23 protein-coding genes are annotated in these 25,219 nt (G+C 34.3%); 16 read left to right on the forward strand and 7 right to left on the reverse strand.

Translation table 11 applies throughout. From position 1 onward, the window contains the following. Positions 1-1,024: 1,024 nt before the first annotated feature. From CDO33_RS02805 to CDO33_RS02835, 7 genes are all read left to right on the forward strand, one after another. Complete coding sequence (locus CDO33_RS02805; protein WP_103083156.1) at positions 1,025-1,351, forward strand: hypothetical protein; 327 nt, start codon at positions 1,025-1,027, stop codon at positions 1,349-1,351. A 380-nt stretch (positions 1,352-1,731) separates the two neighbouring features. Then, positions 1,732-3,213, forward strand: coding sequence for a hypothetical protein (locus tag CDO33_RS02810; RefSeq protein WP_103083155.1), 1,482 nt, complete (start codon positions 1,732-1,734; stop codon positions 3,211-3,213). Between the two features lie 111 nt (positions 3,214-3,324). Beyond that, positions 3,325-3,849: a hypothetical protein gene (locus CDO33_RS02815; RefSeq protein WP_103083154.1), complete on the forward strand. Its 525-nt coding sequence runs from the start codon at positions 3,325-3,327 to the stop codon at positions 3,847-3,849. A 76-nt stretch (positions 3,850-3,925) separates the two neighbouring features. Next, on the forward strand, positions 3,926-4,171 hold the full coding sequence (locus CDO33_RS02820; protein WP_133158707.1) for a hypothetical protein: 246 nt from the start codon (positions 3,926-3,928) through the stop codon (positions 4,169-4,171). Then, on the forward strand, positions 4,162-4,347 hold the full coding sequence (locus tag CDO33_RS02825) for a DUF4829 domain-containing protein (RefSeq protein WP_242974017.1): 186 nt from the start codon (positions 4,162-4,164) through the stop codon (positions 4,345-4,347). Before CDO33_RS02820 ends, CDO33_RS02825 begins: the two co-directional genes overlap by 10 nt. Positions 4,348-4,484: 137 nt before the next feature. After that, positions 4,485-5,339 carry an HNH endonuclease gene (locus CDO33_RS02830; protein WP_101300408.1) on the forward strand — a complete coding sequence of 285 codons (855 nt, stop codon included), beginning with the start codon at positions 4,485-4,487 and terminating at the stop codon, positions 5,337-5,339. Positions 5,340-5,489: 150 nt separating this feature from the next. Then, positions 5,490-6,842 carry a DEAD/DEAH box helicase gene (locus tag CDO33_RS02835; protein ID WP_103083152.1) on the forward strand — a complete coding sequence of 451 codons (1,353 nt, stop codon included), beginning with the start codon at positions 5,490-5,492 and terminating at the stop codon, positions 6,840-6,842. A 38-nt stretch (positions 6,843-6,880) separates the two neighbouring features. Here CDO33_RS02835 and CDO33_RS02840 read toward each other — a convergent pair whose 3' ends face one another. Both CDO33_RS02840 and CDO33_RS02845 read right to left on the reverse strand, forming a co-directional pair. Next, the gene (locus CDO33_RS02840; protein WP_103083343.1) at positions 6,881-7,468 is read right to left on the reverse strand and encodes a transposase; all 588 of its coding nucleotides are present in this window, start codon (positions 7,466-7,468) and stop codon (positions 6,881-6,883) included. After that, a complete protein-coding gene (locus CDO33_RS02845) occupies positions 7,443-7,973 on the reverse strand; it encodes a helix-turn-helix domain-containing protein (protein WP_103083342.1) in 531 nt (176 codons plus the stop codon). The genes CDO33_RS02840 and CDO33_RS02845 overlap by 26 nt, the downstream gene beginning before the upstream one ends. 183 nt (positions 7,974-8,156) lie before the next feature. Between CDO33_RS02845 and CDO33_RS02850 the strand changes: the two genes are divergently transcribed. The 5 genes from CDO33_RS02850 to CDO33_RS02870 all read left to right on the forward strand — a co-directional run bounded on the left by CDO33_RS02850 (position 8,157) and on the right by CDO33_RS02870 (position 18,269). Continuing rightward, positions 8,157-9,935 carry a helicase-related protein gene (locus CDO33_RS02850; RefSeq protein ID WP_103083111.1) on the forward strand — a complete coding sequence of 593 codons (1,779 nt, stop codon included), beginning with the start codon at positions 8,157-8,159 and terminating at the stop codon, positions 9,933-9,935. A 139-nt stretch (positions 9,936-10,074) separates the two neighbouring features. Then, complete coding sequence (locus tag CDO33_RS02855; RefSeq protein WP_103083110.1) at positions 10,075-12,093, forward strand: type I restriction-modification system subunit M; 2,019 nt, start codon at positions 10,075-10,077, stop codon at positions 12,091-12,093. Further along, positions 12,090-13,424: a restriction endonuclease subunit S gene (locus tag CDO33_RS02860; protein ID WP_103083109.1), complete on the forward strand. Its 1,335-nt coding sequence runs from the start codon at positions 12,090-12,092 to the stop codon at positions 13,422-13,424. Before CDO33_RS02855 ends, CDO33_RS02860 begins: the two co-directional genes overlap by 4 nt. A 2-nt stretch (positions 13,425-13,426) precedes the next feature. Beyond that, entirely contained in the window at positions 13,427-15,262 is a 1,836-nt protein-coding gene (locus CDO33_RS02865) for a DUF262 domain-containing protein (RefSeq protein ID WP_103083108.1), read from the forward strand. A 16-nt stretch (positions 15,263-15,278) separates the two neighbouring features. After that, positions 15,279-18,269, forward strand: a complete 2,991-nt coding sequence (locus tag CDO33_RS02870) for a type I restriction endonuclease subunit R (RefSeq protein WP_103083107.1) — start codon at positions 15,279-15,281, stop codon at positions 18,267-18,269. A 308-nt stretch (positions 18,270-18,577) separates the two neighbouring features. Here CDO33_RS02870 and istB (CDO33_RS02875) read toward each other — a convergent pair whose 3' ends face one another. Continuing rightward, positions 18,578-19,396, reverse strand: coding sequence for an IS21-like element helper ATPase IstB (gene istB, locus CDO33_RS02875; RefSeq protein ID WP_103083310.1), 819 nt, complete (start codon positions 19,394-19,396; stop codon positions 18,578-18,580). Beyond that, on the reverse strand, positions 19,389-20,615 hold the full coding sequence (gene istA, locus CDO33_RS02880; protein ID WP_103083311.1) for an IS21 family transposase: 1,227 nt from the start codon (positions 20,613-20,615) through the stop codon (positions 19,389-19,391). The genes istB (CDO33_RS02875) and istA (CDO33_RS02880) overlap by 8 nt, the downstream gene beginning before the upstream one ends. Before the next feature lie 228 nt (positions 20,616-20,843). Here istA (CDO33_RS02880) and CDO33_RS02885 point away from each other — a divergent pair, with 228 nt between their 5' ends. Continuing rightward, the gene (locus tag CDO33_RS02885; protein ID WP_242974839.1) at positions 20,844-21,311 is read left to right on the forward strand and encodes a DUF1444 domain-containing protein; all 468 of its coding nucleotides are present in this window, start codon (positions 20,844-20,846) and stop codon (positions 21,309-21,311) included. A gap of 26 nt (positions 21,312-21,337) precedes the next feature. Here CDO33_RS02885 and istB (CDO33_RS02890) read toward each other — a convergent pair whose 3' ends face one another. Then, positions 21,338-22,063 carry an IS21-like element helper ATPase IstB gene (istB, locus tag CDO33_RS02890; protein WP_103083312.1) on the reverse strand — a complete coding sequence of 242 codons (726 nt, stop codon included), beginning with the start codon at positions 22,061-22,063 and terminating at the stop codon, positions 21,338-21,340. Next, positions 22,057-23,574 (reverse strand): IS21 family transposase, encoded by a 1,518-nt coding sequence (gene istA / locus CDO33_RS02895; RefSeq protein ID WP_103102817.1) that lies wholly within the window; start codon positions 23,572-23,574, stop codon positions 22,057-22,059. The genes istB (CDO33_RS02890) and istA (CDO33_RS02895) overlap by 7 nt, the downstream gene beginning before the upstream one ends. 165 nt (positions 23,575-23,739) lie before the next feature. Here istA (CDO33_RS02895) and CDO33_RS02900 point away from each other — a divergent pair, with 165 nt between their 5' ends. Both CDO33_RS02900 and CDO33_RS02905 read left to right on the forward strand, forming a co-directional pair. Next, complete coding sequence (locus CDO33_RS02900; protein ID WP_193838447.1) at positions 23,740-23,955, forward strand: DUF1444 domain-containing protein; 216 nt, start codon at positions 23,740-23,742, stop codon at positions 23,953-23,955. 144 nt (positions 23,956-24,099) lie between these two features. Beyond that, positions 24,100-24,363 carry a hypothetical protein gene (locus CDO33_RS02905; RefSeq protein ID WP_103083184.1) on the forward strand — a complete coding sequence of 88 codons (264 nt, stop codon included), beginning with the start codon at positions 24,100-24,102 and terminating at the stop codon, positions 24,361-24,363. Positions 24,364-24,422: 59 nt separating this feature from the next. Here CDO33_RS02905 and CDO33_RS02910 read toward each other — a convergent pair whose 3' ends face one another. After that, positions 24,423-24,719 (reverse strand): hypothetical protein, encoded by a 297-nt coding sequence (locus CDO33_RS02910; RefSeq protein WP_103083183.1) that lies wholly within the window; start codon positions 24,717-24,719, stop codon positions 24,423-24,425. Between the two features lie 233 nt (positions 24,720-24,952). Here CDO33_RS02910 and CDO33_RS02915 point away from each other — a divergent pair, with 233 nt between their 5' ends. Further along, the gene (locus CDO33_RS02915) at positions 24,953-25,147 is read left to right on the forward strand and encodes a hypothetical protein (protein ID WP_069195179.1); all 195 of its coding nucleotides are present in this window, start codon (positions 24,953-24,955) and stop codon (positions 25,145-25,147) included. The last annotated feature ends 72 nt before the right edge of the window (positions 25,148-25,219 follow it).

The following is a 25,219-nucleotide window of genomic DNA, read 5'->3' on the forward strand; positions in this document are numbered from 1 at the left end:
GGAATTAGTTATAAGGTTGTTTTAATGCATGATTATATTTTAGTCGCATAAAAATTTGCCAAACTCCTTAATCCATAAGTCTTTACCCTGACTCATTAATATACATATTATGATTAGGTTTAAAGAAGGGAAAAGGATAACAGGTTAAGGATTTAAAAATAAAATATACTTGACATGAATAACTAATTATATATAAAATGCATCGGTCGAGTAAAGGTTTTATCATCAATGCCTCTTTCGTTAAACTGTCTACAAAAAAGTAGGCAGTTTTTTTATTGCCAATTACAGGCGAGATGGATACGAGGTATAAGGACTAGAGTCCTAAGGTAAATTGAAGTTGCCCATTTTATATGAGTTATACTATATACGATGGGGTAAGGCTTACAAAAAAACAAAAATTCTTGTGTGTTATACTTCTATTAGAGGGATAAGGTGCAAAAAATCTCAAATTTCTTATTGAGTTATACTACAAAAGTGGGGAAATAGGAAAAAATTTAAAATTTACAATATGTTATGCTTAATAGTGTAAGGGGGTAAGGCTCATAAAAAACTCAAAATTTCATTTATGTTATACTCAATTATAGAGGGGTAAGGTTTAAAAAACACAAATTTCTTATGAATTATACTACAAATGTGGAAATAAAGGAAAAATTTTCTATATTACAATATGTTATGCTTAGAAGTGAAGGGAGATATGGTTAAAAAAATCTCGATTTTCTTATATGTTAAACTATCAATAGAGGGGTGAAAATGCTTATAAAATAACCAAAAATTGTATGTGCTATACTTATAATGTAGGGGTTAAATGGTTCAAATAAAATTTAAAAAGTTTACACCCATCTGGTTTTAGAAATACAGTTTGCTCTAACGATATGAGGCTATAAGGGAGGTGGTTTTGTGATAAGTATTAGAGCACCTGATAAAGAAAAAAATGAGAGGCAATTTGCCGAATGCCCCTGTGATATTGGAAATAAAAAATTAATTTGTTAATCAATATTATATCAAAATTAAGGAGAGATGAAACATGAAAAAGTTTATCAACAACAAAGTATATAATACTGAAACTGCTCAATTGATAAGAGAATATTGGAATGGTCGTGAAAAAGATGATGACTTTTATCATCTTGAAAGGCTTTATAAGACTGAGAATGGAGACATGTTTTTATATTATACAGGCGGAAAATATACAGAATATGAGGGCCATGAAGATATTATTCCGTTAGAGCCATGTGATGCATGTAACTGGTTAGAGAGAATTGCACGTACCGAAGCGATTGAAAGACATTTTGTAAATATGTTGGGAAAAGAACTTGCAGGTGCAATTTATATTTCTGCGCAGCGTTTAGACTAATAGAAAATATACTTAATCATTAGTAGAGGGAAAGGTTACATGGAAAATAAAATAGGAATCTTAAAAAAATAGAAGGCAGCATTCGGCAAAATGCTCCTTCTGTAAACAAAATATGTACTTTATAAAACTACCTATAACAGATTATACAATAAAAAATAGGAAAAGTAAAAGGCATTATATACCAGTAAGGTGAATGGTACTTTAAAGGAAACAGGGAGGTATCAGGCTTTAAAAGCCTGATACTGCCCCAAGACTTTCACGACTAATTTATAAAAAAGCAATGTATAGGGAACTCTTAATAAATTTCAACTATTAAAACCTTCTTTAGAAAATGTCCATTTAAATAAATATTAAACAATGTTGAAGAGAGGAGAATGATTATGATTAATACAAAAAAGAATGTGATGTCTAAAGACTATGGTTGTTTACTTATAGCAATATTAAGTAACAAATCGCTATATCCATTAATAGATGAAGAATATGAAAATAATAAAAGAGAATATGATGAACTGATTCTCAATAGCGATTTCTTTAACAATAATAGGCATAAAATTATATCAGAAGATATGAAAGAGTATAGTATTAAATTAACAGGCATTTTTCTATCTAAAAATGGAAACAACTTCATGCGAAAAATTCTCAAGTCAGGATGGCCCAGATTATATGATTATGTTGAAAACACCGATTGTGTAGTTTATGAAGAAATAAAGCAAATAAAAGATTATGGTTTAGATAATTTGTCTGAAGGTTATACAATCTATATTATAAAACAAATGCTAGATATGTTTAATAAGGACATGACTCATAAGAGAGATGAAAGCAAACGTGAAATAGATGCATACAATAATAGACTATCATTAGCATGGAATATTATGATAAAAGAAAAATTCTTTCAATCACTTGATAAGGAGTTTCAATTAGTCTCAGGCGAAGTCAACAGAGACAATACATTGCAAAAAAGAATTAATTTAGATAAAAATAGTAATTTTTGCAAAGGGCTTTTGTATTTAATGAGTTATTATTCTATAGATTTATGGGATTTTGGACAGAGTTACAAGATTGAGGAAAAAGATAGGGAACTTTTGGCAAGTTATCTTGATGCTTCTGTTTTATCAATAGATGACATTTTGAATAATGTTCATGAGAAAGAAAATATGTTCGACTATATTATATTTAGTAGAATGTTTCAGATTTTAATTAATAAATATAGTGCATTGGACGATACCTATGTGCGCTTATATAAAAGCAGCATAGAAAAGGGCATTGAACTTGAAAAACTTACAACGCAAATATATTGTCTAAAAGAGCAGGTTGAAAAATTAGAAAGAGAAAATAACCAATTAAGAGAAAAACTTAAAATTATAAGTTTGGATACAGTAAGAGAAAAAGAAAAAGAAATCATCGATATTAAGAAACAATACAATGAGATTATTAAAGAAAAAGACCAATTGTTAGAGGAAAATAAAGAAGAAATTCAATTACTGAAAATGACTATAGAAAATTTAATTGATGAAAGCCGATACGTTAATGAAGAGCAGATAACTAATGACGCATTAACTGGAACTAGAGGAGTAATTATTGGCGGAACTCCACAATGGCAGCAGCATATGCGTAAAATTGTGCCTCACTTTAAATTCATAGAAGTAGAACAGTTAAACTATGATACAAAAATATTAGAAAATGCCGATAAAATATACTTTAACACTGCATACAACTCACATGCAATGTTTTATAAGACAATGAATGCAGTTCGCAAAAAACAGATAGAAATTGTTTTTATTAATAGCAATTCAGTTACAGCAGGATTTAAAATGTTTGGGCAAAAGAGCGGCCAGTATACAGATAAGCATCTTGCAAGTTAAGCAAGCAAAAAGTAATAAGTTTACTTTCATAAGAGAAATGCTTCATAGCATTTCTCTTATGAAAGGCTAATAAATGGATTAGATATTAGGTTAAGAACAGGAGGAAATCAAATGAAGAAACAAATTCAAATTCATATTCCATATTTAATAAAAGAAATTTTCGAAAAGGTAGTTCGTATGGATAGTTTTGGTAATTATTTCTACGAAACGACATTAATATTTTACTGGAATGAGTTAGATTGCTTTGCAAAAAAGTTAGATTTCACCACTGCAGAAGAAACTGATTCAATTAATGGTGAAATAATTGGACAAGTCTCTATTTCAACAGATGGAGATAGTGCATGGGACCATATTACTGCAAAAGAGTGGTTAAGAAAGGATATAGAGGACGAACTTTATGAAATGTTAATAAATGAAGGATATGAGCCTATTTTTATAAATCATATTCAAGTATTTGGTTATAATTTTGATGAATGTAAGTGTACGTATTCTGCAGTCATTTCTGATGAAAATGAAGTAAATGAATTTTTATATGATTATGAAGAAAGTTATAAATACCTTGCTAATCTTGATAATGTCTATATTCTGACAGAAAAAGAGGCAAAAAGATATAAGGGGTCTATAATACAAGGTTAAAGTTTTAAGCAATAGACTACCAGAGCAAAGAAAAGGAATAAAAGTTAAACCAAGTAAGCCAGCATCATTGTTTGGTATGATAGTAGGTATTGTTTTTGTATTTATTGGGTTATTTGTAGTAATTCCCGGTGCAGGTCTGTTCGGTATATTCTGGACACTGATTGCAGTTGGTATAACAGGGTTCCAAGCCTATAACTTTTTTGATGACAAAGATGTTGCGTCATGGGAGATAAACATAGACACTGGCGCCAATGCAGAGACGAATAATCAGTCAATATCTGTAAGTGGTGATTTTGGAAAAGTGCAAAGTTGTTGGAGATAAAAGAGTTAAAGGGATTTAACAATGAGCCAGGGGTGTTGGAGTATCAGGTTAAAGTTGATTTTGATTTTAAAAAACTAATAACAGCAGATGATGGAGTCTGGCCAAGATTTATTATATTGAAGAAAGAATCTGAAAAAAGCGGCTGGAGGATTGACGGTGTTGGTACGGGACCGTGATTAGGGAGTATGTGATATAAAGTACATGCTTTTATAGCGTGCACTTTTGTTTTTTATATCAAATTTAAAAGGATTTTATTCACAATTATCGAATAGAAAAGTAGAATAAACAGTTTAAAGGTATAAGGAATGATAGTATGCTTGATAACAACTATTATGTATACAAAAAAGAAGTGGACTGGTCGGTGCTGCAGCAGGGTGTAAGCATTCCAGTAACCATACAGGTAGTTTTCCAAAATACTATAAATAAGTTTTTGCCAAGAGGCAAGTCTAAAGATATTTATCTGGTATTGGAAGGACTGACTTATAAGGCAAGGCTTGTAAACCAGAAATTCGATGAGAGAAAATATCCTAATAGAAAAGATATACTGCAAATAAGGTATCATCCACAAAGTGAGATTGCGGAAAGACTTAGAAGCATTTTTGCTGCAAGTTACAGGTATATATTAGAGCAGAGGAATAGCCTGCCTGAAAATCAACGCAAATTCATTAAAGTTCCTGAAGAAATAAAGGAATACCTGGCTATATATACAACAGAGTATCCAGATACATATCTACTTGAATGTATTACGCAGGAGGATACAAGGATAATAAAGGAAACAATGGTTCATGAAGATGAGCAGGAATATGAAGCAAGTATTAACTATAACACTGTTGACCCTAATGCTACTATTGCTGCAGTGAACCAAATAGTAAAGATTCGTAAACTTAACAGGGCAATAGGAGAAAGCCTGAAACTTCTTTATAATTACCGCTGCCAGATATGTGGAGAGAATATTAGTGCAAGATATGGAGTCAATGTTGTTGAATCGCACCATATAAACCCATTTGTTGAATCACTCAATAATAATTCAGAAAATCAGGTTATTATTTGTCCTAATCATCATCGGATTATTCATAGGGCAAGACCTGTTTTTGACAGGAGAAAACTAATATTTGTTTATCATAATGGAGTAGAAGAAAGGATTATATTGAACCGACATTTGCAGTAAGAGAAGGTAATAGTTACAAGTTTGACTTTATGCAATAAATTTACATATATGTTTTAATATATATTTAACTCCTAATGTCATAATGGTAAAATATACTTAACATTAAATTTGTGAAGTAAATGGATTAAGTTACATGAAGAGGAGGGGACAATGATGAACTTAACTGAAGAGGCTTTAAAAATAATTATGGATTTGGGTGATAAAAATATATTTGTCATAAAAACTTGTGATTTTAGTTTATATTATAGTATTCTAGATGAATTAAAAAATAACACGTTATTTTATGTTCCCAATACAGAAATTAAATACAGGAGTTTTAAAGAACTATATGAAAGTACAGACAATTTGTTAATAGATTATATATATAACTTAAGGACAAAGAGTATTATTTTGTTGTATGAACAATTTATTCAGATAATTGAAAAGATTGATTTCAAAATAATTAACAGTAGTATAATAGTGCTTAATAATAATATTGAACGCTATAAATTTTTGCCTATAAACGAAGAAAAAGTTATAAATAAAATTGCTACTACAGATATCAACGAAATCCAAGATGAAGAAATAGATTATATGCTTGAATATTATGATGATATAAGAGTCGACAGATATGGTGATACACAAAGAGTTATTATAGATTACAAAGATAAAAATATTTTTGAAAATTTAAGTGTAGAGGAAATTAACTTGGTAGATACAACCCGTGCCTTATCTATACAACGTAAAAAATATGGAGATTATGTGAGTGATAATAGTGTAGAAAAATGCTTAATTTATTTAGCACAGGATTTAAAAATATATATTAATAAAGAGTATTATAACAGACTTCAAAGTGATATATTATTGAAGGAATTCTATAATAGTTCATATAATCAAGTTTGCGTAATTGCAAATCCTGAACATTTTGATTCGTTACCTATGTATCTTAATGCATGGTGTAGAATTTTTAAAAATATTATACTAGTGGAATATGATATTGATACTAATATATCTTATGAACAAACATATGATATTGATTTATTATTAAAAAAATATTGGAATAGTAATAAATTCCGAGAGTACTGTATTTATGATATTTATTCAAATAAGTATCAAGTAAAAAAAATTACACAGAAAGAAATTATAATGCAAATTCTATCACAATATGTAAAATCTAAAAGCGGCAATAGTAATGAATGGAAAGATATTTTTTTTATTGCTTCAACTGGAGCAGGTAAGTCATTGCTATATCAACTACCTTCAATTATTTTAAATGATGAAAATAGAATTACTATTGTAGTTTCTCCTTTAAAAGCGTTAATGAAAGACCAATTACAGACTATGCATGAAAAAGGGTTAACTTATGCTACATATATAAATTCAGATGTTTCGTATTCGGAACAGATAGAAAGACTTGAAGGAATAAAAAATGGAAAATATTCCTTGATATATGTGTCTCCTGAATTTTTACAAAAGTATTCCAGTGCTAAATATCTTGTTGGTGATAGAAAAATAGGATTATAGATAACGAACATTAAAGCCTACAATTGCCAAATTGGCAATCATGGAAAGTAGTTCCGGGCATATAGCCGATGCCTAACCTCATCAGGATGAGCTTTAATATATGCCTCAAAACGATTTACTAAATGCAATAGTTCCTGTTCGTTCTTTACAGCAGAGGCTTGTGCAATAAAGTTTTTCATCCAGTGCCACATCTCCTCTTGAGGATTCAGGTGTGGAGAATAAGGAGGTTGATGCAACACTATTAAATCACTTTTATGAGCCTCAACAAACTCTTGTATCAAAGGGCCTTTATGAATCGGAGAATTATCCCACTGGACAAAGGTGGTAGAAATCCCTCTTGCTTTATCATAGTCCAGTAAACGCTCCATATATTTGACCACATGAGCTGCTGTCAAAGAGCCTTCTTTTTTGGAGTATACATCGTACACAAAACCCATATGATTCAGTACTTCCGTAGCTCCAATGATATTGATGCCCTTATGACAGCCGTTACACTCAATTTCTGTAGGTTTGCCTACAGGACTCCAGGAATAAAAGTTGTTGGATTCGAGCCTTTTACTGGTTTCATCCTGACACCACAGGGAGACATCTCCTAAAGGCTCAATTATATCCAATACAACTGACATTTTTTTTAAAGCTTTCCTGAAGCTTTGGGTCTCCCTTGCTCGGTTTATAAACACCCCTTTTGTACGAGAAACCAAGATTAGCCAGTATTTTACGGATCCAGGTGTCGGAATATTCTTTTCCCCAGTGGTCTTCTACATACCTGACTAACAACTTGGCGTTCCACCGGTTTTGTTCATAGCCGAACTCATGAGGACTCTTACTGGTAACTATATTGCGGATATCCTCTACCATTTCATCGGTGACAGTACTTTCAATATTGCCGCCCCGCAGGTCGGCGATGCAAGCAATACCGCTATCGTTCCAGTTGTTGATATATGACACAATGGTTGCGTTACATTTACTCAAGGTATCTGCAATAACCTGCGTATGGATACCCTTATGCCTCATGATTACAGCTTTGACGACGTCTCTGGTATAATTACTGTCAGAACTATTGGCTATTAAATTTAAGTCATCTATCGTTAATCCATAAAGTGATTTAACCTCAACACATTTTCTACCCATTATACATTCCCCCTGCCCTATATTGTAAGGGCTTCGGAGGAAAATTGCACAGGATAATTTTAACTATATAGTTCGTTATCTATAGTAGTTGTAGATGAGGCTCATTGTGTTAGTACATGGGGAAAAGATTTTCGTGCTGATTATGGATATTTAGGAGATTATATAAAAAGATACAGAAAAGAGATGCAATTTCCAATTTTAGCATTAACGGCAACTGCAGTGTGGGGTGGAGAATTTGATACACTAAATGAAATAATAGGATATTTAAACCTTATGCCAGACCCTATCATCTATTATACAGATATTAAAAGAACAAATGTAGATATAGAAATAAAAAAAGTAAATGTTACTGGGAATTACCGTGAAACCAAAATAAAAATGACTATTGATGAAATCACTAAGATAGTAAAGGAAGGAAAGAAAGCAATAGTATACTTTCCGTGGAAAAGCCAAATTAAAGATATTTATATTAGACTTTCAGAAGATATTCAATCTAAAGTAGCAATTTATACTGGTGACACAAAGGGAGAAGAAGGTGAAGAAATTATTTCAAAGTTTAAGTCTGGAGAATATATAGTTGTTCTTGCAACGAAAGCCTTTGGCATGGGTATAGATATATCTGATATTGAAATAGTATATCATCATGCGATACCTGGAAATTTGGCTGATTATTCCCAAGAAATTGGACGAGCGGGCAGGAATCGAGAAATTAGAGGAAAAGCCTATACTCTATTTAATCAAAAAGATTTTCAATATTGGAGAATTCTTAAAGGAATTTCTCGTCCTACACAATGGGAGTTAAAACTTATAGTTAATAAATTATATGATGAGTTTAAATATGGTAAGAAAAAACGTCTACAAAAGTTATTGCCTTTAGATACTTTTTCATTTGTTTTTAACGAAAATGAAGTAGATAATACCGAGCAAAAAATAAGGACAGCATTATTTTTAATAGAAAAAGATTTTTTTAAAAGATTTGGTTGGAATATAATTAGCGTCTACCCAAGAGATGAATTTGGTAACTATTACTGTACAGTAGATGACGGTAATAAAGATGAATTTATAAATAAATATGGAAAATATGTTAGAGAAATTTGCAATATAGAAGACAATATTAGATTTTCAAGAGATAAATACTATTTGTGCAAAGATATTGGTAATATTCTCGAAATTGATTTAAAGAAGTTATGGGAAGAGAAATACTATGATAAAAACTATAGGTCTATTAAGTATCTGTTTTTTAACAATAAACTCTTTGAAGATTTTTCGGTCATACCAAGGATTTATACAAAAATAGAACTTCAGAGTTCTAAAGAAAAGGTACTAGGGCAACTTGAATATGCATTGAATATAATTGCGACAGCACTTCAAACGCAGGATAAGTTTACAAAGAATGAATTGGAAAAGTCTCTGAGAAGGGTAGTAAGAGATGATTATGGGTTAGATGACAAGGAAATTATCAATAAACTTCTACATATATGTACTACTTTTCTTTACATGGAAGTTGGAAGTAATAACTATTCTCATAAGATGATTATACGTAAAAGAGATGAAGGCAATGAATATATTTATATTGCTCCAAGACTTAAAATTTCGTTAGGATTACAAAACATTATTAAGATATTTAATAATAGGTTCGAAGATGGGGAAATATTTGAAAAGTTTTTAGTTCCACCATATATTGGAAACTCTATTTATACTTGCGAGACATTGGATTTAGCATATATACTAGAAACTATGGGATTAGCAAGTTTTATTATCAATGGTGGTCATATGCCATATGTTAACATTGTTGTAAACTCGGTTGATAAGTTAGCCACGGCATACTATAAAAATCAATTATTGATGGATATGCGAACAAGGGATGACAATGAAATCAAGATAGTCGAAAGATTTATCAATACAGATAAGAATAAATGGGATTATATTGAAGATTACTTTTTAGGAAGATTAAATATATAAGAAATTAATTCTTAAAAAGCAGGACAACCTATAAGAATAGAATCTTTGACTTATAGGTTTAGATATTCATTAGCAAATATCAAAAAGTTTTTAAATAACTATTATTGAATTATATATAACTTGAGCAGGAGTGATAAAGTTGATTAACTTTCAAGATAAAGTTAATTTTATATGGAGTATAGCAGAACTTTTAAGAGGCCCCTATAAAAAAGAACAATACGGAGATGTGATTCTCCCAATGGCCGTACTCAGGAGGTTTGACTGTGTCCTTGCAGCAACTAAAGATGAAGTATTAGAAAAGTATGAAGCCTTAAAGAAGTCAGGGCTCCAAAACATGGACCCTGTTTTAAATAGAATATCAAAGCAGGAATTCAATAACACCAGTAAATATGATTTTGAAAAATTATTGGCTGAGCCTGATGATATCGCAAATAATTTAAGGAATTATATTAATGGTTTTTCTAAAAACGCCAGAGAAATTATAGAACACTTTGATTTTGACAAGCAGATTACAAAACTTAATGACAACAACCTGCTTTATCTCGTGGTATCTGAGTTTAATAAGATAGACTTACATCCTGATAAGGTAAGCAATACCGAAATGGGGTACATATTTGAAGAACTGATAAGGAGATTTTCCGAACACGCAGAGGCAGGAGACCACTATACCCCTCGTGAGGTTATCAGGCTTATGGTGAATATTCTCCTGAATGAAGATAACGAGGAATTAACGCAGCCAGGGCTTGTTGTAACTGTTTACGACTGCTGTGCGGGGACGGGAGGAATGCTTTCAGTTGCAGAGCAGTACCTGAAAGAATTAAACCCAGGAATACAGGTTGAATTATTTGGGCAGGAGATAAATCCCCAATCCTTTAGCATCTGCAAATCCGACATGCTTATAAAAGGACAAAACGCAGATAACATCATTTTAGGCGACAGTTTTACTGAAGATGGACACAGGGGAAGAACCTTTAGGTACATGCTTACCAATCCGCCCTTCGGTGTGGAATGGAAGAAAGCGGAGAAATTTATTCGTGAAGAATATGAAAAAGAAGGGTATAACGGCAGATTCGGTGCTGGGCTTCCCAGAATATCCGATGGTTCCCTTTTATTCCTGCAGCACTTAATATCTAAAATGAAACAGGATGAAAAAGGCAGCCGTATTGCTATTATCTTTAATGGCTCGCCATTGTTTACGGGGGACGCAGGTTCAGGTGAATCGGAAATAAGGCGCTGGATAATTGAAAATGACATGCTGGAAGGTATTATTGCATTGCCTGACCAGTTATTCTATAACACGGGTATTTCTACCTACATATGGATAGTTACCAATCGTAAAAATAATGACCCAATGAAGGGGCCTGTAAGGACGGGTAAAATACAGTTGGTTAATGCAGTAGATTTCTATCAAAAAATGAGAAAAAGCCTTGGAAATAAGAGAAATGAAATCACTGAAGAGCAGATAAAAGAAATTACCAGGATATACGGTGAATTTAAGGAGAACGAATACTGCAAGATTTTTGATAATGAAGATTTCGGATATCAGAAGATAGTTATAGAAAGACCTTTAAGGCTTAATTTTCAGGTAACTGAAGAAAGAATTAATAATTTATATAATGAAACAGCCTTTAGTAATCTTGCAAAGTCTAAGAAAAAGGGAACAGCAGGGCTAAAAGAAATAGAAAAAGGTAGGAAACTACAACAGCAAATAATAGAAACCTTAAAAACAATGGACTCTACTATTTTGTATAAAAATAGAGATGAATTTACAAAAGTGCTGAAGAAGGCTTTTAAAGACAGTGATATTAAACTGGATAGTGCACTTTTAAAGGCTATCCTGTCTGCCATTTCCGAAAAAGATGAAACAGCGGATATTTGTGTGGACAGCAATGGCAATCCTGAACCAGACCCAGACCTGAGGGATACTGAAAACGTACCTTTGAAAGAAGATATATATGAGTATTTTAAACGGGAAGTAAAACCCCACGTGCCCGATGCCTGGATAGATGAAACTAAGACTAAAATTGGATATGAAATACCTTTTACAAGGCATTTTTATAAATACCAGCCCCTCAGACCTTCTGAAGAGATTATGAGAGAGATAATAGAGTTGGAAAAGAGCATTTCAGAGAAGTTGAAGAAGGTGATGGGTGAATGAGTAGGTATAAGAGGTATGAAAGGTATAAGGATTCAGGGGTTGAGTGGATAGGTGAGATACCAGAGCATTGGGGAGTAAAACCTCTAAAAAGAGTATTTAAAATTATAAATGGAGGAACACCGAGTAGTTCAGAAGAAAGTTATTGGAATGGAGAAATTGTTTGGGTGACGCCAAATGATTTAAGTAAGTTAACTGAAGCATGTATAGTGGATTCTGAAAGAAAAATTACACAAGATGGGTTGCATAACTGTTCAGCAAGAATAGTGCCAAAAGGTAGTATTGTTATCTCTACTAGGGCACCAATAGGGTATGTTGCTATTGCTGGAGTACCGCTATGCACTAATCAAGGGTGTAAAAGTCTTGTTGCTATTAATAAAGTTAACCCAAAGTATTTTTATTATTGGATGCATAGCATAAGTTTTTATTTAAATGTTTTAGGGCAAGGAACTACTTTTATAGAATTATCAAATAGTAGTTTGTCTATGGTTGAATTATTGACACCTTCAATAAACGAACAAAAAGCCATTGCTAATTTCCTCGACCAAAAGACTGCCGGAATAGATGGTTTAATTGCTGATAAGGAAAAATTGATTGAATTATTACAGGAAAAACGGCAAGCAATTATAACTGAAGCAGTTACCAAAGGGCTTAATCAGAATGTTAAGATGAAGGATTCAGGTATTGAGTGGATAGGAGAGATACCAGAGCATTGGAGACTTTCAAAGATAAAGTATGAATCATTAATTAATAATAAAACATTAAGCGAAAGTACAGATGACGACTATGAAATAGAATATATTGATATAAGTAGTGTAACATCAATAGGGGGAATTAATGACGTCCAAAGTTTAAATTTTAAAGATGCACCTAGTAGAGCCAGAAGAATTTTATCTAAGGGGGATACTATAGTATCCACGGTTCGTACATATTTGAAAGCAATAGCCTTTATTGAAAATACTCAATCAAACCTAATATGTTCGACAGGATTTGCAGTTTTAACTCCCCTATCAAAGGTTGTTCCGAAATATTTATTTTATTTAATGAGGTCAGAAAAATATGTTAATGAGATTGTTCGCAGGTCAGTGGGGGTTAGTTATCCTGCAGTTAATGCTTCTGACATTGGCGATTTAGAATGTGCATTACCAGATAGAGATGAGCAAATGTATATTGTAGAATATCTTGATAATTTCACTATGCAGATTAACCAATTGGTAAATGATATACAACTACAAATCCAAAAACTAAAAGAATACCGCCAATCCCTTATATCAGAAGCAGTAACAGGTAAAATTGATGTGAGGGAATTTGGAAGTATAAGCGAGGTGATATAAGGATGAACAAGATAACTGCCCATGCAGTGAATATCCGTACACTGCTGAATAATAAATACACGGTTCAGTATTATCAGCGGGAATATAACTGGGAAACCAAGCAGATTGAAGAACTTATAGAGGATTTAACCAACGAGTTTAATGAGTTCTATAAGGACGGAGACAGGCAGATTGATGTGAGGAATTATGGAGACTACTTTTTAGGTCCCATTATCCTTACCAATGACAATGCAATTATAGATGGACAGCAGAGGTTATCCTCATTAACGCTGCTCCTCATATACCTAAACAATCTTCAAAAACAGCAGACGAGTCTGCCTAAAGTCAATATTGATAACTTGATTTACTCAGAGATGTACGGCCAAAAGACTTTTTGCATAAATGTCACAGAAAGGGAGGTTTGTTTAGCATCTCTATTTGAAACAGGTGATTATGACATTACCAATGAGCAGTCAGAGAGTGTTATTAACCTTTACAATCGATATAAAGATATTGAGCGGATTTTTCCTGACGAATTAAAAGGAAGTCCCCTGCCAGTATTTATTGAATGGTTAATAGACAATGTGAGTCTTGTAGAAATAAGGACTGATTCGGAGCAAGATGCTCATAAAGTTTTTGTAACAATGAACGACAGGGGATTGAGGCTCACGCCAACGGAGATGTTAAAGGGCTACCTTCTTTCCGAAATGGATGATAATACAATCAGAAATAAGGCAAATGATTTATGGAAGAATAAAATTGTACAATTAAAAGAAATTGAAAAGGATGGAGATGCTGACTTTATAAAGAACTGGTTAAGGGCCCAGTATGCAGAAACTATAAGGGAAGGTAAAAAGGATGCAGAGAACAAGGACTTTGATATAATCGGAACAACATTCCATAAATGGGTCCGAGAGAATAAGTCTGTTATGGGCTTAAACAGCAGTGCAGATTTTGAAAAATTTATACTTAAAAACTTTAGGATGTATGCTGATATTTATATTCGCTTAAAGGAATACTCCCGCAAGTTTAATAAGGATTATGAGTATGTATTTTATAATGCTGACAGAGGATTTACGCTGCAGTACCAAATTATATTATCAGCAATAAAAAGTGATGATACCCAGGATGTTGTTAATAAAAAAATCAAAATGGTTTCCTGCTTTATTGACCAATTTATATCCATCAGGATTTTCAATTTTAAGACGGTGGATTATTCCTCTATTAGATATACTGTATTTAATATAACAAAAATGATACGTAATAAGGATATTAAGGAATTGGCTGAGATATTAAAGCGTTATATAAATAATATGGAGTTAACGCTTGAAGGAATTGATGGTTTTTATTTAAATCAGTTTACAAGAAGATATATGCTCCATATTCTCTCAAGAATGACCTACTACGTAGAGGAACAAAGCGGCATCAACAGCAATTTTGCCGACTATGTAAATAGAGAACAAAAAAATCCATATGATATAGAGCATATCTGGGCTGATGATTATACTCAGGGTAATCACCAGTTAGAATTTTCAACAGAAGAAGAATTTAAAGATTTTAGAAATAGGTTTGGAGGTTTGTTAATACTTCCTAAAGATAAAAACAGAAGTTTGCAGGATATGGAATACAGTAAGAAAGTAATCAAGTACGACAGTGAAAACCTGCTGGCTCGGACTTTAAATCAGAATTGTTATAATAATAATCCATTATTTTTATGCTTTATGAATAATACACAGTTACCCTTTAAACCATATGCACAATTTAATAAGGCAGAACTAATTGAAAGGCAATCTCTTTATAAAGAGATATGTAAAAAGATTTGGGATGTAAATAAAATTGATGTATTAGCAAATAGTTAGTAAGGAAGTGAGAGAAATGTCTAAAACTCCTGAAGAACTTTTAGAAAAGGGTTTTGAAGAATATATTGAGGAGCATCTTTTAAAAAATGGATATGTTAAGGGCAGTCCTGATGATTACAACAAAGAATATGCCTTAGATACCAAACTCCTATTTGAATTCTTAGAAAATACTCAGCCGAAAAAGATGGACAAGTTGAGGCAAATTCATAAAGACCAGTATGAGTTTAAAATACTAAAACGGCTCAATACGGAATTAAACAACCGTGGCATGATTGATGTATTAAGGCATGGAATTAAAGATTATGGTGTGTACTTGGACCTCGCCTATTTCAAACCTGCCAGCAAATTAAATAATGAAATGGTAAAACTCTATGAGAAGAATAGGATATCCGTCACAAGGCAGGTGCACTACAGTACCAAAAACGAAAACAGCATTGACATGCTCATCTGTGTCAACGGACTTCCCGTTGTTGTGCTGGAACTTAAAAATGCTTTCACTGGTCAGACTTATGAAGATGCAATAATCCAGTACAAGAAAGATAGAAGCCCCAATGAACTATTGTTCCAGTTTAAGAAAAGAGCCATTGTATTTTTTGCAGTAGATACTTCGGAAGCCTATATGACTACAAGGCTTTCAGGAGATAAGACTTCATTCCTTCCATTTAATAAAGGTTGTGATGGAGGGAAAGGGAATCCAGACAATCCTGATGGGCTTAAAACTGCATATCTTTGGGAAGAAATACTTCAAAAAGATAGTCTGATGGATATACTAAAGAAGTTTGTATTTATTCAGACCGAAGAGAAGAAGGATATGGACGGAAACACCTATACCTCAGAAACCGTCATATTTCCAAGATATCACCAATTGGACGCAGTAAGGAAACTGGAAGCCGATGCAAGGGAGAAGGGAGTAGGAACAAACTATCTTGTGCAGCACAGTGCAGGGTCAGGCAAAACCAACTCCATATCATGGCTTGCCCACAGGCTTGCCAATCTTCATGATGATGAAGACATGCCTGTATTTGATTCGGTTATTGTCATTACCGACAGAAGGGTTTTGGACAGGCAGTTGCAGGACAGCATTTACCAGTTGGAACATAAACATGGCGTTGTTCAAAAAATAGATAAAGATTCCAACCAATTGGCTGATGCCTTAAAAAGCGGAACAAGAATAATTATTTCCACTCTACAAAAGTTCCCCTTTATTATCGAAAAGGTAGGAGAGTTACAAAGCCGTAAATATGCTGTTATTATAGACGAAGCCCATTCCAGCAGTGCAGGAGAAAATATGGCTTCTTTAAGGGAAGTGCTGTCGGTTAGTACCCTTGAAGAAGCGGCAAAACTGGATGAAGAGTTAGAGGGCAAAGAATACGACCCTGAGGAGGAAATTTTAAAGACAATAAAGAAAAGGGGTAAACAGCCTAATATCAGTTTCTTTGCTTTTACGGCTACGCCTAAAGCAAAGACCCTTGAAATGTTCGGAACTATGGGTGAAGATGGACTGCCCCATCCTTTCCATTTATATTCTATGAGACAAGCCATTGAAGAAGGATTTATACTGGATGTAATGCAAAACTATGTTACATATGAAACCTACTTCAAACTGGCAAAGAAAATCGAGGATGACCCAACTTTTGACAGGGCAAAAGCAACTAAAGCATTAACACGTTATGTAAGTCTGCACCCTCATAACATTGCCCAAAAGACTGAAATTATGGTAGAGCACTTCAGGAGTGTAACCAGGCATAAAATAGGCGGAAGGGCCAAAGCAATGGTCGTAACCAGTTCCAGGCTCCATGCTGTACGCTATAAGCATGCGTTTGATGAATATATCAAAAAGAAAGGTTATAAGGATATGAAAACCCTGGTAGCCTTTTCGGGAACAGTAAAAGATGGCGATGTAGATTATAAAGAAAGCGATATGAACGGATTTAAGGAATCAGAACTTCCAGAACGATTTGCTACTGATGAATATCAGGTGCTTTTAGTTGCAGAGAAGTATCAAACAGGATTTGACCAGCCCCTTTTACATACTATGTATGTGGATAAAAAGTTGTCAGGAGTCAAGGCAGTACAGACATTATCAAGGCTTAATAGGACCTGTGCGGGAAAAGCAGATACATTTGTTCTTGATTTTGTAAATAAGGCAGAGGATATTCAAGAAGCGTTTAAACCATATTATCAGGCAACCATTGTCGAAGAAGTGACAGAACCCAATCTTCTTTATGATATTGAAACTATGCTCAATTCTTACGGTGTATATCTAAAAGAGGAGTTGGATAAGTTTGCTTATATTTATTTTAAACCTAAAGATAAAAAAACTTCTAAAGACAGGGTAATAATAAATCACCTTATAGATATGGCTGTAGAAAGGTTTAAGAAACTAGATGAACAAAGAAAGCAAGATTTCAGTAGTCAAGCGACAAAATATATAAGACTTTATTCATTCATCCTTCAAATAACACCTTTTGAAGATGTTGAACTTCATAAGTTATATGTATATTTAACATATCTGCTTAAAAAATTGCCAAAGAAAAAAGGTTCTAATGTACACCTTGCTGATGAAATTGCTTTGGAGTATTATACTACCAAAAAGACATTTGAAGGTAGCATATCATTATCATCGGATGATGAGAATGTACCAGTAACACCTGTAAAATTTGCGGGAACCGGGGTAAAGGAAGAGCAGGAAGAATATCTGTCCAGTATTATTGAGCGTCTTAATAAACGGTTTGGAACAGATTTTACAAAAGCAGACCAGTTATCAGTAGAGCAGATAAAAGAAGATTTTGCTTCCGATGAGGACTTGGTACAAAAGGCTAAGACAAATACTATTGATGACTTTAGACTTGCTTTTGAGAAAGTATTTATTAATAAAGTAATAGACAGAATGGACCAGAACCAAGCATTTTTTACCCGTGTTCTAGACGATGAACAGTTTAAGAATGCACTTATGGAGTATATGCTGGTTGAGACTTATGCAAAGTTAAAAAATGTGGCTTCATAGATGCAATATAAGGAATAGAGTAAAATAAAATTAACAAATTCAAGGAAAATTACATCTACATTTACCTGGGTTTTTAGTGTGTAAAATTGACATTAAATAAATATTGTACTTACTAACGATGTGACGTAAAATATAAGTATACAGATTGAGAGCATACTCTCTTACACAGCCAGCAGATGCTGGAATAAGTAAAGAGGGTATGCTTTTTTATTATTATTTAGGAGGAAGAAAATGCTTACTATTAATGTGTCAACGCCGGGATATTTTTGACCGAATCGCCGGTTAAAAATTGACCCATTCGCCGGTCTTCAATCGCCGGTTTTTGTTTGAACACCCCGTGCCATATTATCCAATCCCGGGATATCAGCCGGGGGTACTACTTTGACACCGCCTTTTATCCTGTTTTTCAGTCTATAGCTCTCACCCCTTATGTTTATGATATGTGCATGATGCAGTAATCTATCGAGCATAGCTGTAGCTATTACTGTATCATTCATAAGCTCTCCCCAGTCTCCGAAGTATTTGTTACTGGTTAGTATTATACTGCCGTTTTCATACCTTGCGCATATAAGCCTAAAGAATAATTCCGCTGATGCACGATCTAGCTGCATATATCCCACTTCATCTATAATCAGTATGTCGGGCCGGGTATATACACGCCACCTGCGCGCTAGTTTTTCTTGCAGATTTGCCTTCTTTAAATCTGATATCAGATGCGCAAGGCTGGCATAATATACAGTCATACCGGACTTTAAGGCTTGCATTGCGATTCCCACTGCAAGGTGAGTTTTGCCGACTCCAGGTGGTCCTAAAAAAATTACATTCTCCTTCCTTGCCACAAAAGCAAGTGTTGATAACGCTCTGATTTGCCTTACATCTATGCTGGGTTGGAATCCAAAATCAAACTCTTCCAGTGTCTTTCTATGCGGAAGCCTGGACAGCTTAATCCTTGTTTCTTCGCTGCGGCGTTTTTTCTCTTGAATCTCGGCTTCCAGAAGTTCACTTAAGAACGACAGATAGGTTGAGTTTTTATGCATCGCATCTTCAAGCTTTGCATCCAAAAGCTCGGAGGCCGTATTCAAACCAAGCTCAGACAGAAGGCTGCGGGTATGTTCCAGCTCAACCATTGGATATCACCCCCACCAGTGTATCGTACACGCTTAAAGACCGTATCTCTACTGTTTCTGTTTCTTTCTTCCTGGCGAAGGGAAGGGGAACCGCTATGCCACCCCTTTCGGCAAGGCCTTGGTATTGGCCCTTAAGCCACACTATCTTGCCCGATGCGTACTCTACTTTGTGGCAAGCTATTCTTACCTCACCATAGTAAGCTTCAAAGAAATCACCACATGTCCTTACTCTTACTTCCCTGCCGCTATACTGCCAGGGTATACCGTATTTGGCACCGTCATAGCTTACAAATCCGTCCCTTGTTACATTTCTTGTTTCCCATCTGTATTTATCGCGAACAGCTTTATCTGGTAGTGGCAGAAGGGGTTCTTTGTTTAATGCTTCAAGAGGTATTTCCCCGGTAGTCCCGTGGATCTTACTGTCTACCTTCCTACACCATTCAAATGCTTGAGAGTTTAAATCATGCAGATCCTTAAACTGTCTTCCCGGTAGAAAGTTATCCTTCACATAATCCACTAGGCGTTCAACTTTTCCTTTTGTTTGGGGCCTTTTTACCCGGCATACCTTCGGTACAAAACCCATGTCTGCGGCAAAATCTTCAAATCTACTGTTCCATATCGGCTTTCCTGCCTCACTGCCGTTTATTACAGTCTTCATTCTATCTGTCAGAACTACCTCCGGTACACCACCGTAATACTCAAAAGCGTTTACTATGCATCTTAATAAGCTGTATATGTCGCAACGTTTAGTAAACTCAATATACTTACACCTTGAATTGCCCAGTATCATTATGAAAACCGGGGCTTTATGGGTATTTCCTCTCTCATCTATGTAGTGGATAATACCCCAGTCCATCTGAGCCTGTTTACCAGGTGGTGTTTCATACCTTCGAACTGCAGGAGCGCTTCTGGCCGGTCTGAACGGCTTTACATAATCCTTAATAATGGTTATACCGCCGGTATAGCCCATATCCTTTAATCTTTCTAAAATCACAACGCAGTTAAATATCCCATTTTCAATCATTTCATTTATTTCGGGTTTAAAAGGATCGAGTTTTGATGGTTTTGTCCTTCCTTTAAGCCCATGCTCAGCTTTAGGCTGGTTCATGTACTTTTTTGCCGTGTTTTTTGATATACCAAGTTCTTTACCTATGGCATATGCACTCTTTCCTTTTTGTGCACCTTCGTGTATCATATTAATTGTCCCACTCCTTATCATACGGTCACCCCCATAAAAGTATTTGACACACTTTTATGGTAACCGTTTGGTTTGGTGTGGGTCAATTTCTGTCCGGCGTTATGGGTCAATTATACCCCGACGGTGACAAATGACTTTATCAATAAAATAATTTTGGATTTAAATAAGTATTTTTCAGAGGTTAGTTTAGACGGCAATTATATGCTAGTAAAGTCTGGTCCTGCGAGTATGTCTATACCTATTAGTTCTATGTATAGGGAATATCAGGAAGTTAAGGATTATAAGAAAACTTTAAAATTATATGTTGGCATTATTAATGATATTCTAAATCAATATAAGTTTAAGATTGATTACAAGAGTGTGTATCCATTCCTTAAAAGCAGGGATTTTGGGAAAGGGGAAAATGATATTCAATTTTACAGGGAACAGGCTTTTACAGATATAGACATACTTTATGTTTCAGACATGGGGGAAACTTTTAGGTTTATTTTGCAAACTGATGATGTGGACTTTTACAAAATGAAAATGGCAGCATGGGAAAACTTGAATAAGATGGCCAATCCATTAGTAAAGTTGGATAAGACACTTGATATATTTTGTCCGAAGTATTCTACAGACTATAACTCGACATTGTTGTTAAGTTGTTTTTTGCAAGAGAAAATTCCTCACTTTTGCAAAATTTTTTCCTCAGGCACCGATGTGGAATTTTTATGTTAACCCCAGTAGTTTTATCTGCTAAATTCTCATGTGTTTAATGTTGATTCCCTCAGCCTATTACTTTGGCCAGGAAAGAGCAACAAGTGGCAATGATGAAGTATCCGGTCAATGATAGCTCCTGTCATCTGCTCGTCATAAAACACATTTACCCACCTTGAAAACTCTATGTTGGTGTTAATGATTACCGACTTTCGTTCATAGCACTCAGATATTACTTCAAACAGGAGTTGCGCTCCTATCCGGTCAAGAGGGACATAACCCCACTCATCACAGATCAATAAGTCGGCTTTATTAAGTGCTTTTAAAAAAGCAGATAATGTTCCGGCTTTCTTTTGCTCTGCCAGTTTGTTTACAAGTGCCGATGTCCTAAAAAACCTAACTTCTAAACCTTTCTTACATGCCTCTACTCCTAATGCAATGGAAAGATGGGTCTTGCCAGTACCCACATTGCCATACATAACAATATTGGTCTTGTTTGTGATGAACTCGCATTCTTTAAGGTATTCTGGCGTGATACCACCAGGAAGTGTTACTTCATCGAACCTAAAGCTCTCAAATGTCTTTATGGTATAAAAACCAGCTTTCTTTATCAGCTTATCTTTCCTTACTTTTTCACGATGCGTAATCTCTGCTTGAAGTAGTTTAAGCAAATACTCCTGATGGCTTTCTGCTTGTATTTTGCCCGACATTTCCACGATGTTTTTGCTTAAGCGAAGTCTCTTACAGCAAACAGCAATATCAGATACTAACATCCATCTACACCTGCTTTCTTAAGACTCTCGTCGTAGACCATAAAATTTGGCTCATACCTTTTTAACTGCGGTATATGATCAGGCAGGCGCACCGGTTCAAGCTGCAATACTTTTTCATGTAGCCGGCTGTGTAGATTTATTAAACTGTCTATATCAGCGGCGCCGTAGGATAGTGCAGTGCTTACTGTTTCTACTGCTTTTTCAAAGCTGCTTTTCTGTGTCAGATTGGCAATGGCCTTTAACACCTTTCCCTTATCTTGCTTGCTCAAATCTTCTAAATACTCTTTTACAGGCTGTGGCAGCATTTGATATATGCCTGTGTATTTCAATGCGCCTGGGCATCTCGCCAATTGGTTAAGGTAAGGCAACCACTGCATGCTTTGTTGTTTATGGTCACCGTAAAGCCTATCGTGGCGCACTATCTCACGATAGTTTTCATCAAGCACTATTACCTCAAAGGCAGTTAGCCTAACCAATACATATGTATTTGCATATTTAGGTGCTACAGAATATTCGTGTAAGCCATTGTTAATCAGAAATTTACCATATCCATTTGTCTTTACATTTATGTATTTGCTTGTATCAAAGGCTACTCTGGGTAGTTCCAAAAGGGATGCAGCGTCATCCTTGTATAACTCTTCAATTGTCCTTTCCTTACGGTAATGCTCTCTTTTCGCATCCTCTTCACATTGAAGCAGAAGCTCTTTATTAAATTTGCTGATACTTTCAAACCGTGGTACCGGAACCAGCATATTTCGTCTATGATATCCAACCTTGTTTTCTGCATTACCCTTTTCATGTCCGGCTCCCACATTACAAAAGGCTGCTTCAAAACGGTAATGTTCCATAAACCGCAAGAAGTCATCAGTCAGAGTCCGCTCTCCGTTTTTCATTACCTTGGTAACCATAGTGCTTGCATTATCAAACCATATCCTTGGTGGCACTCCGCCTATGTGTTCAAATATCGTTTTTAAGCCTTCAAACAGACATTCCTGGTTTTCTCCCTTGAAAACTTGGATATATCCTTTATTACTGTATGGAAACGATAAGTTTAAGTATTTACCGCTGTATAACTTACCTTTTTCATAAAAATCGGCATCACCAAAATCTACCTGTGCTTCTCCTGGTATATGTTCTAACGGTAGAAAACCTTTGTTTTTACCAAAGATCTCTTTTTTCTTTACTGCCACATATCCTGCAACAGTTCTGTAGGAGCAGCCAAAGTCATCCTTGTACTTCTCTAACAGCCGCTCATATATTCGTTTTGCTGTGTGTCTTTGTTTACGCCTGGTTCTTTTATCCTCAGAAAGCCAAGCATCAATGTCCGGCTTGTATGGGTCAAGCTTTGGAAATGTAGTTTCTTCCCTTACTTTTGACTGGTCTTTATTCCAGTCATCTTTATCAAGGTATTTCTTTACTGTCTTACGGTCGTAACCAGTTTCTCTGGCTATTTGGCTAATATTTTTCCCTTCCTCAAAATACATTTTTCTGATATCCTTAATTTGGGTCATTGATAGCATCCTCCATTCCTCCTTGTAGCCGTTTTCCCCAACTAACTACAAGGATATTATTCTGGGGTGGTGCCTTCAATGGCCTTTTGCAATTATGTGGAATTTACTATTGCAAAATTGGGGAATTCTTTTTGCAACTTTGTCCAATTATATTATGCAATAAACATGTTAAGTACCGCACTACAGAATCAAATACACAAAAAAATAGGGAAGGATTATCTTTTCGCAATTCCTTCTTCAACTACATTAATTGTGGCCAGATACCGTCCTGAATATATAAAAATTATAGAGTCACTGATTATGATAGATAAAGACCCGAATGTGATTTCGGATAAAGTGTATCAGTATAAGGACGGGAAGTTTGATATTGCAGTCGATTAAAAAGGATATTAAGTAATAATAGGAATAAGGGTTAAGTATAGTTTTAGAGGAAATCACAAGGATTTATTCCAATTTGATTTAGTGATAGTAAATTCATATAATATAATAAAAGATAGTAATATATGGCAAAGGAGATATGACAGTATGAATAAGGTTTTAATTGAATGTGATACTTTCATTGATAAACGTAAATTAAATAAAGAAGACATTATAAAACAACTAGAAACGATAAAAATAGAAAAAGACCAAGATTTCATAATTGCTTATGATAAAGATTTTAGATTTGCTTTAGTCGGTGAAATGAGTAAAAATAACAACTCGATAATTCTAACAAATATTATAAAAGCCGATGATTTTAGGGAAATGGATAATTCAGACTTGTATGAATTTATAAAGAGGCAAGGTTAATAGGATTAAGAAATAAGGCTTTGGGGATAGGGGGTTCTATCCTGCAAGGCCTTATTTTATTAGCATTTGGGTATCTCAAATTTTACTTTTTCAATGAAAATCCTTATGGTTGGGATATTGTTCATCAGGAGTTGATATTTATCTGGTTCTATTTCATGCTGAATCTGATTTATGTACTGTTCAATTGTTTGAAGGTAAGAAAGGGATAAGGAATCATAGGTAACAGGGTTAAGAAAATGAAGGGTTAAGGCCTCAATCGCTTCGCCTATTTCCCCTGAAACCTTATCCCCCAAAATGCCCTTTGCAACCTGCTTCAGGTAATTTAGTTCCAGTCTGAAAACTTCTAAATTTATCATTATGACCACTCCTTCAGAAAATTTTGAGGTATTATAAAGAAAAGGACATTGCAAATCAAAAAATCAGTGCAAAAATTTTATTATAAAAATTAAGAATTATAATTGTCTTGTAAGGTGTCAATTAAATAAATGTGTACCTAATATATATGAGTTAGAAATTAGAATATGATTGAAAAAATCATAAGGAAAAGATATCATAAAAGTAAGAAAATTAATAAAGTAGATGGGGTAGAATGGAAAAGAAGGTTAGTCTTAAGGATTATAAATTAAATCAAATATCTAGACGACAGAATGTTTCAACTATTGATATGATATTCAACCCCGTCAAAAGAAAAAACTTCTATGCAGATACCGATAAAGATTATTCAGAAACAGATGATGAAAAAGAGATTTTTTATGAAATGACGAGAAGACGGACGGGTGAGTAAGTTTTTACTTGTCCAATGCTAATGAAAAATCAAGTACACATTTTGAGAAGGGTTGTATCCATTAGTTACATA

The organism is Clostridium thermosuccinogenes (assembly GCF_002896855.1).
Lineage (GTDB): Bacteria > Bacillota > Clostridia > Acetivibrionales > DSM-5807 > Pseudoclostridium > Pseudoclostridium thermosuccinogenes.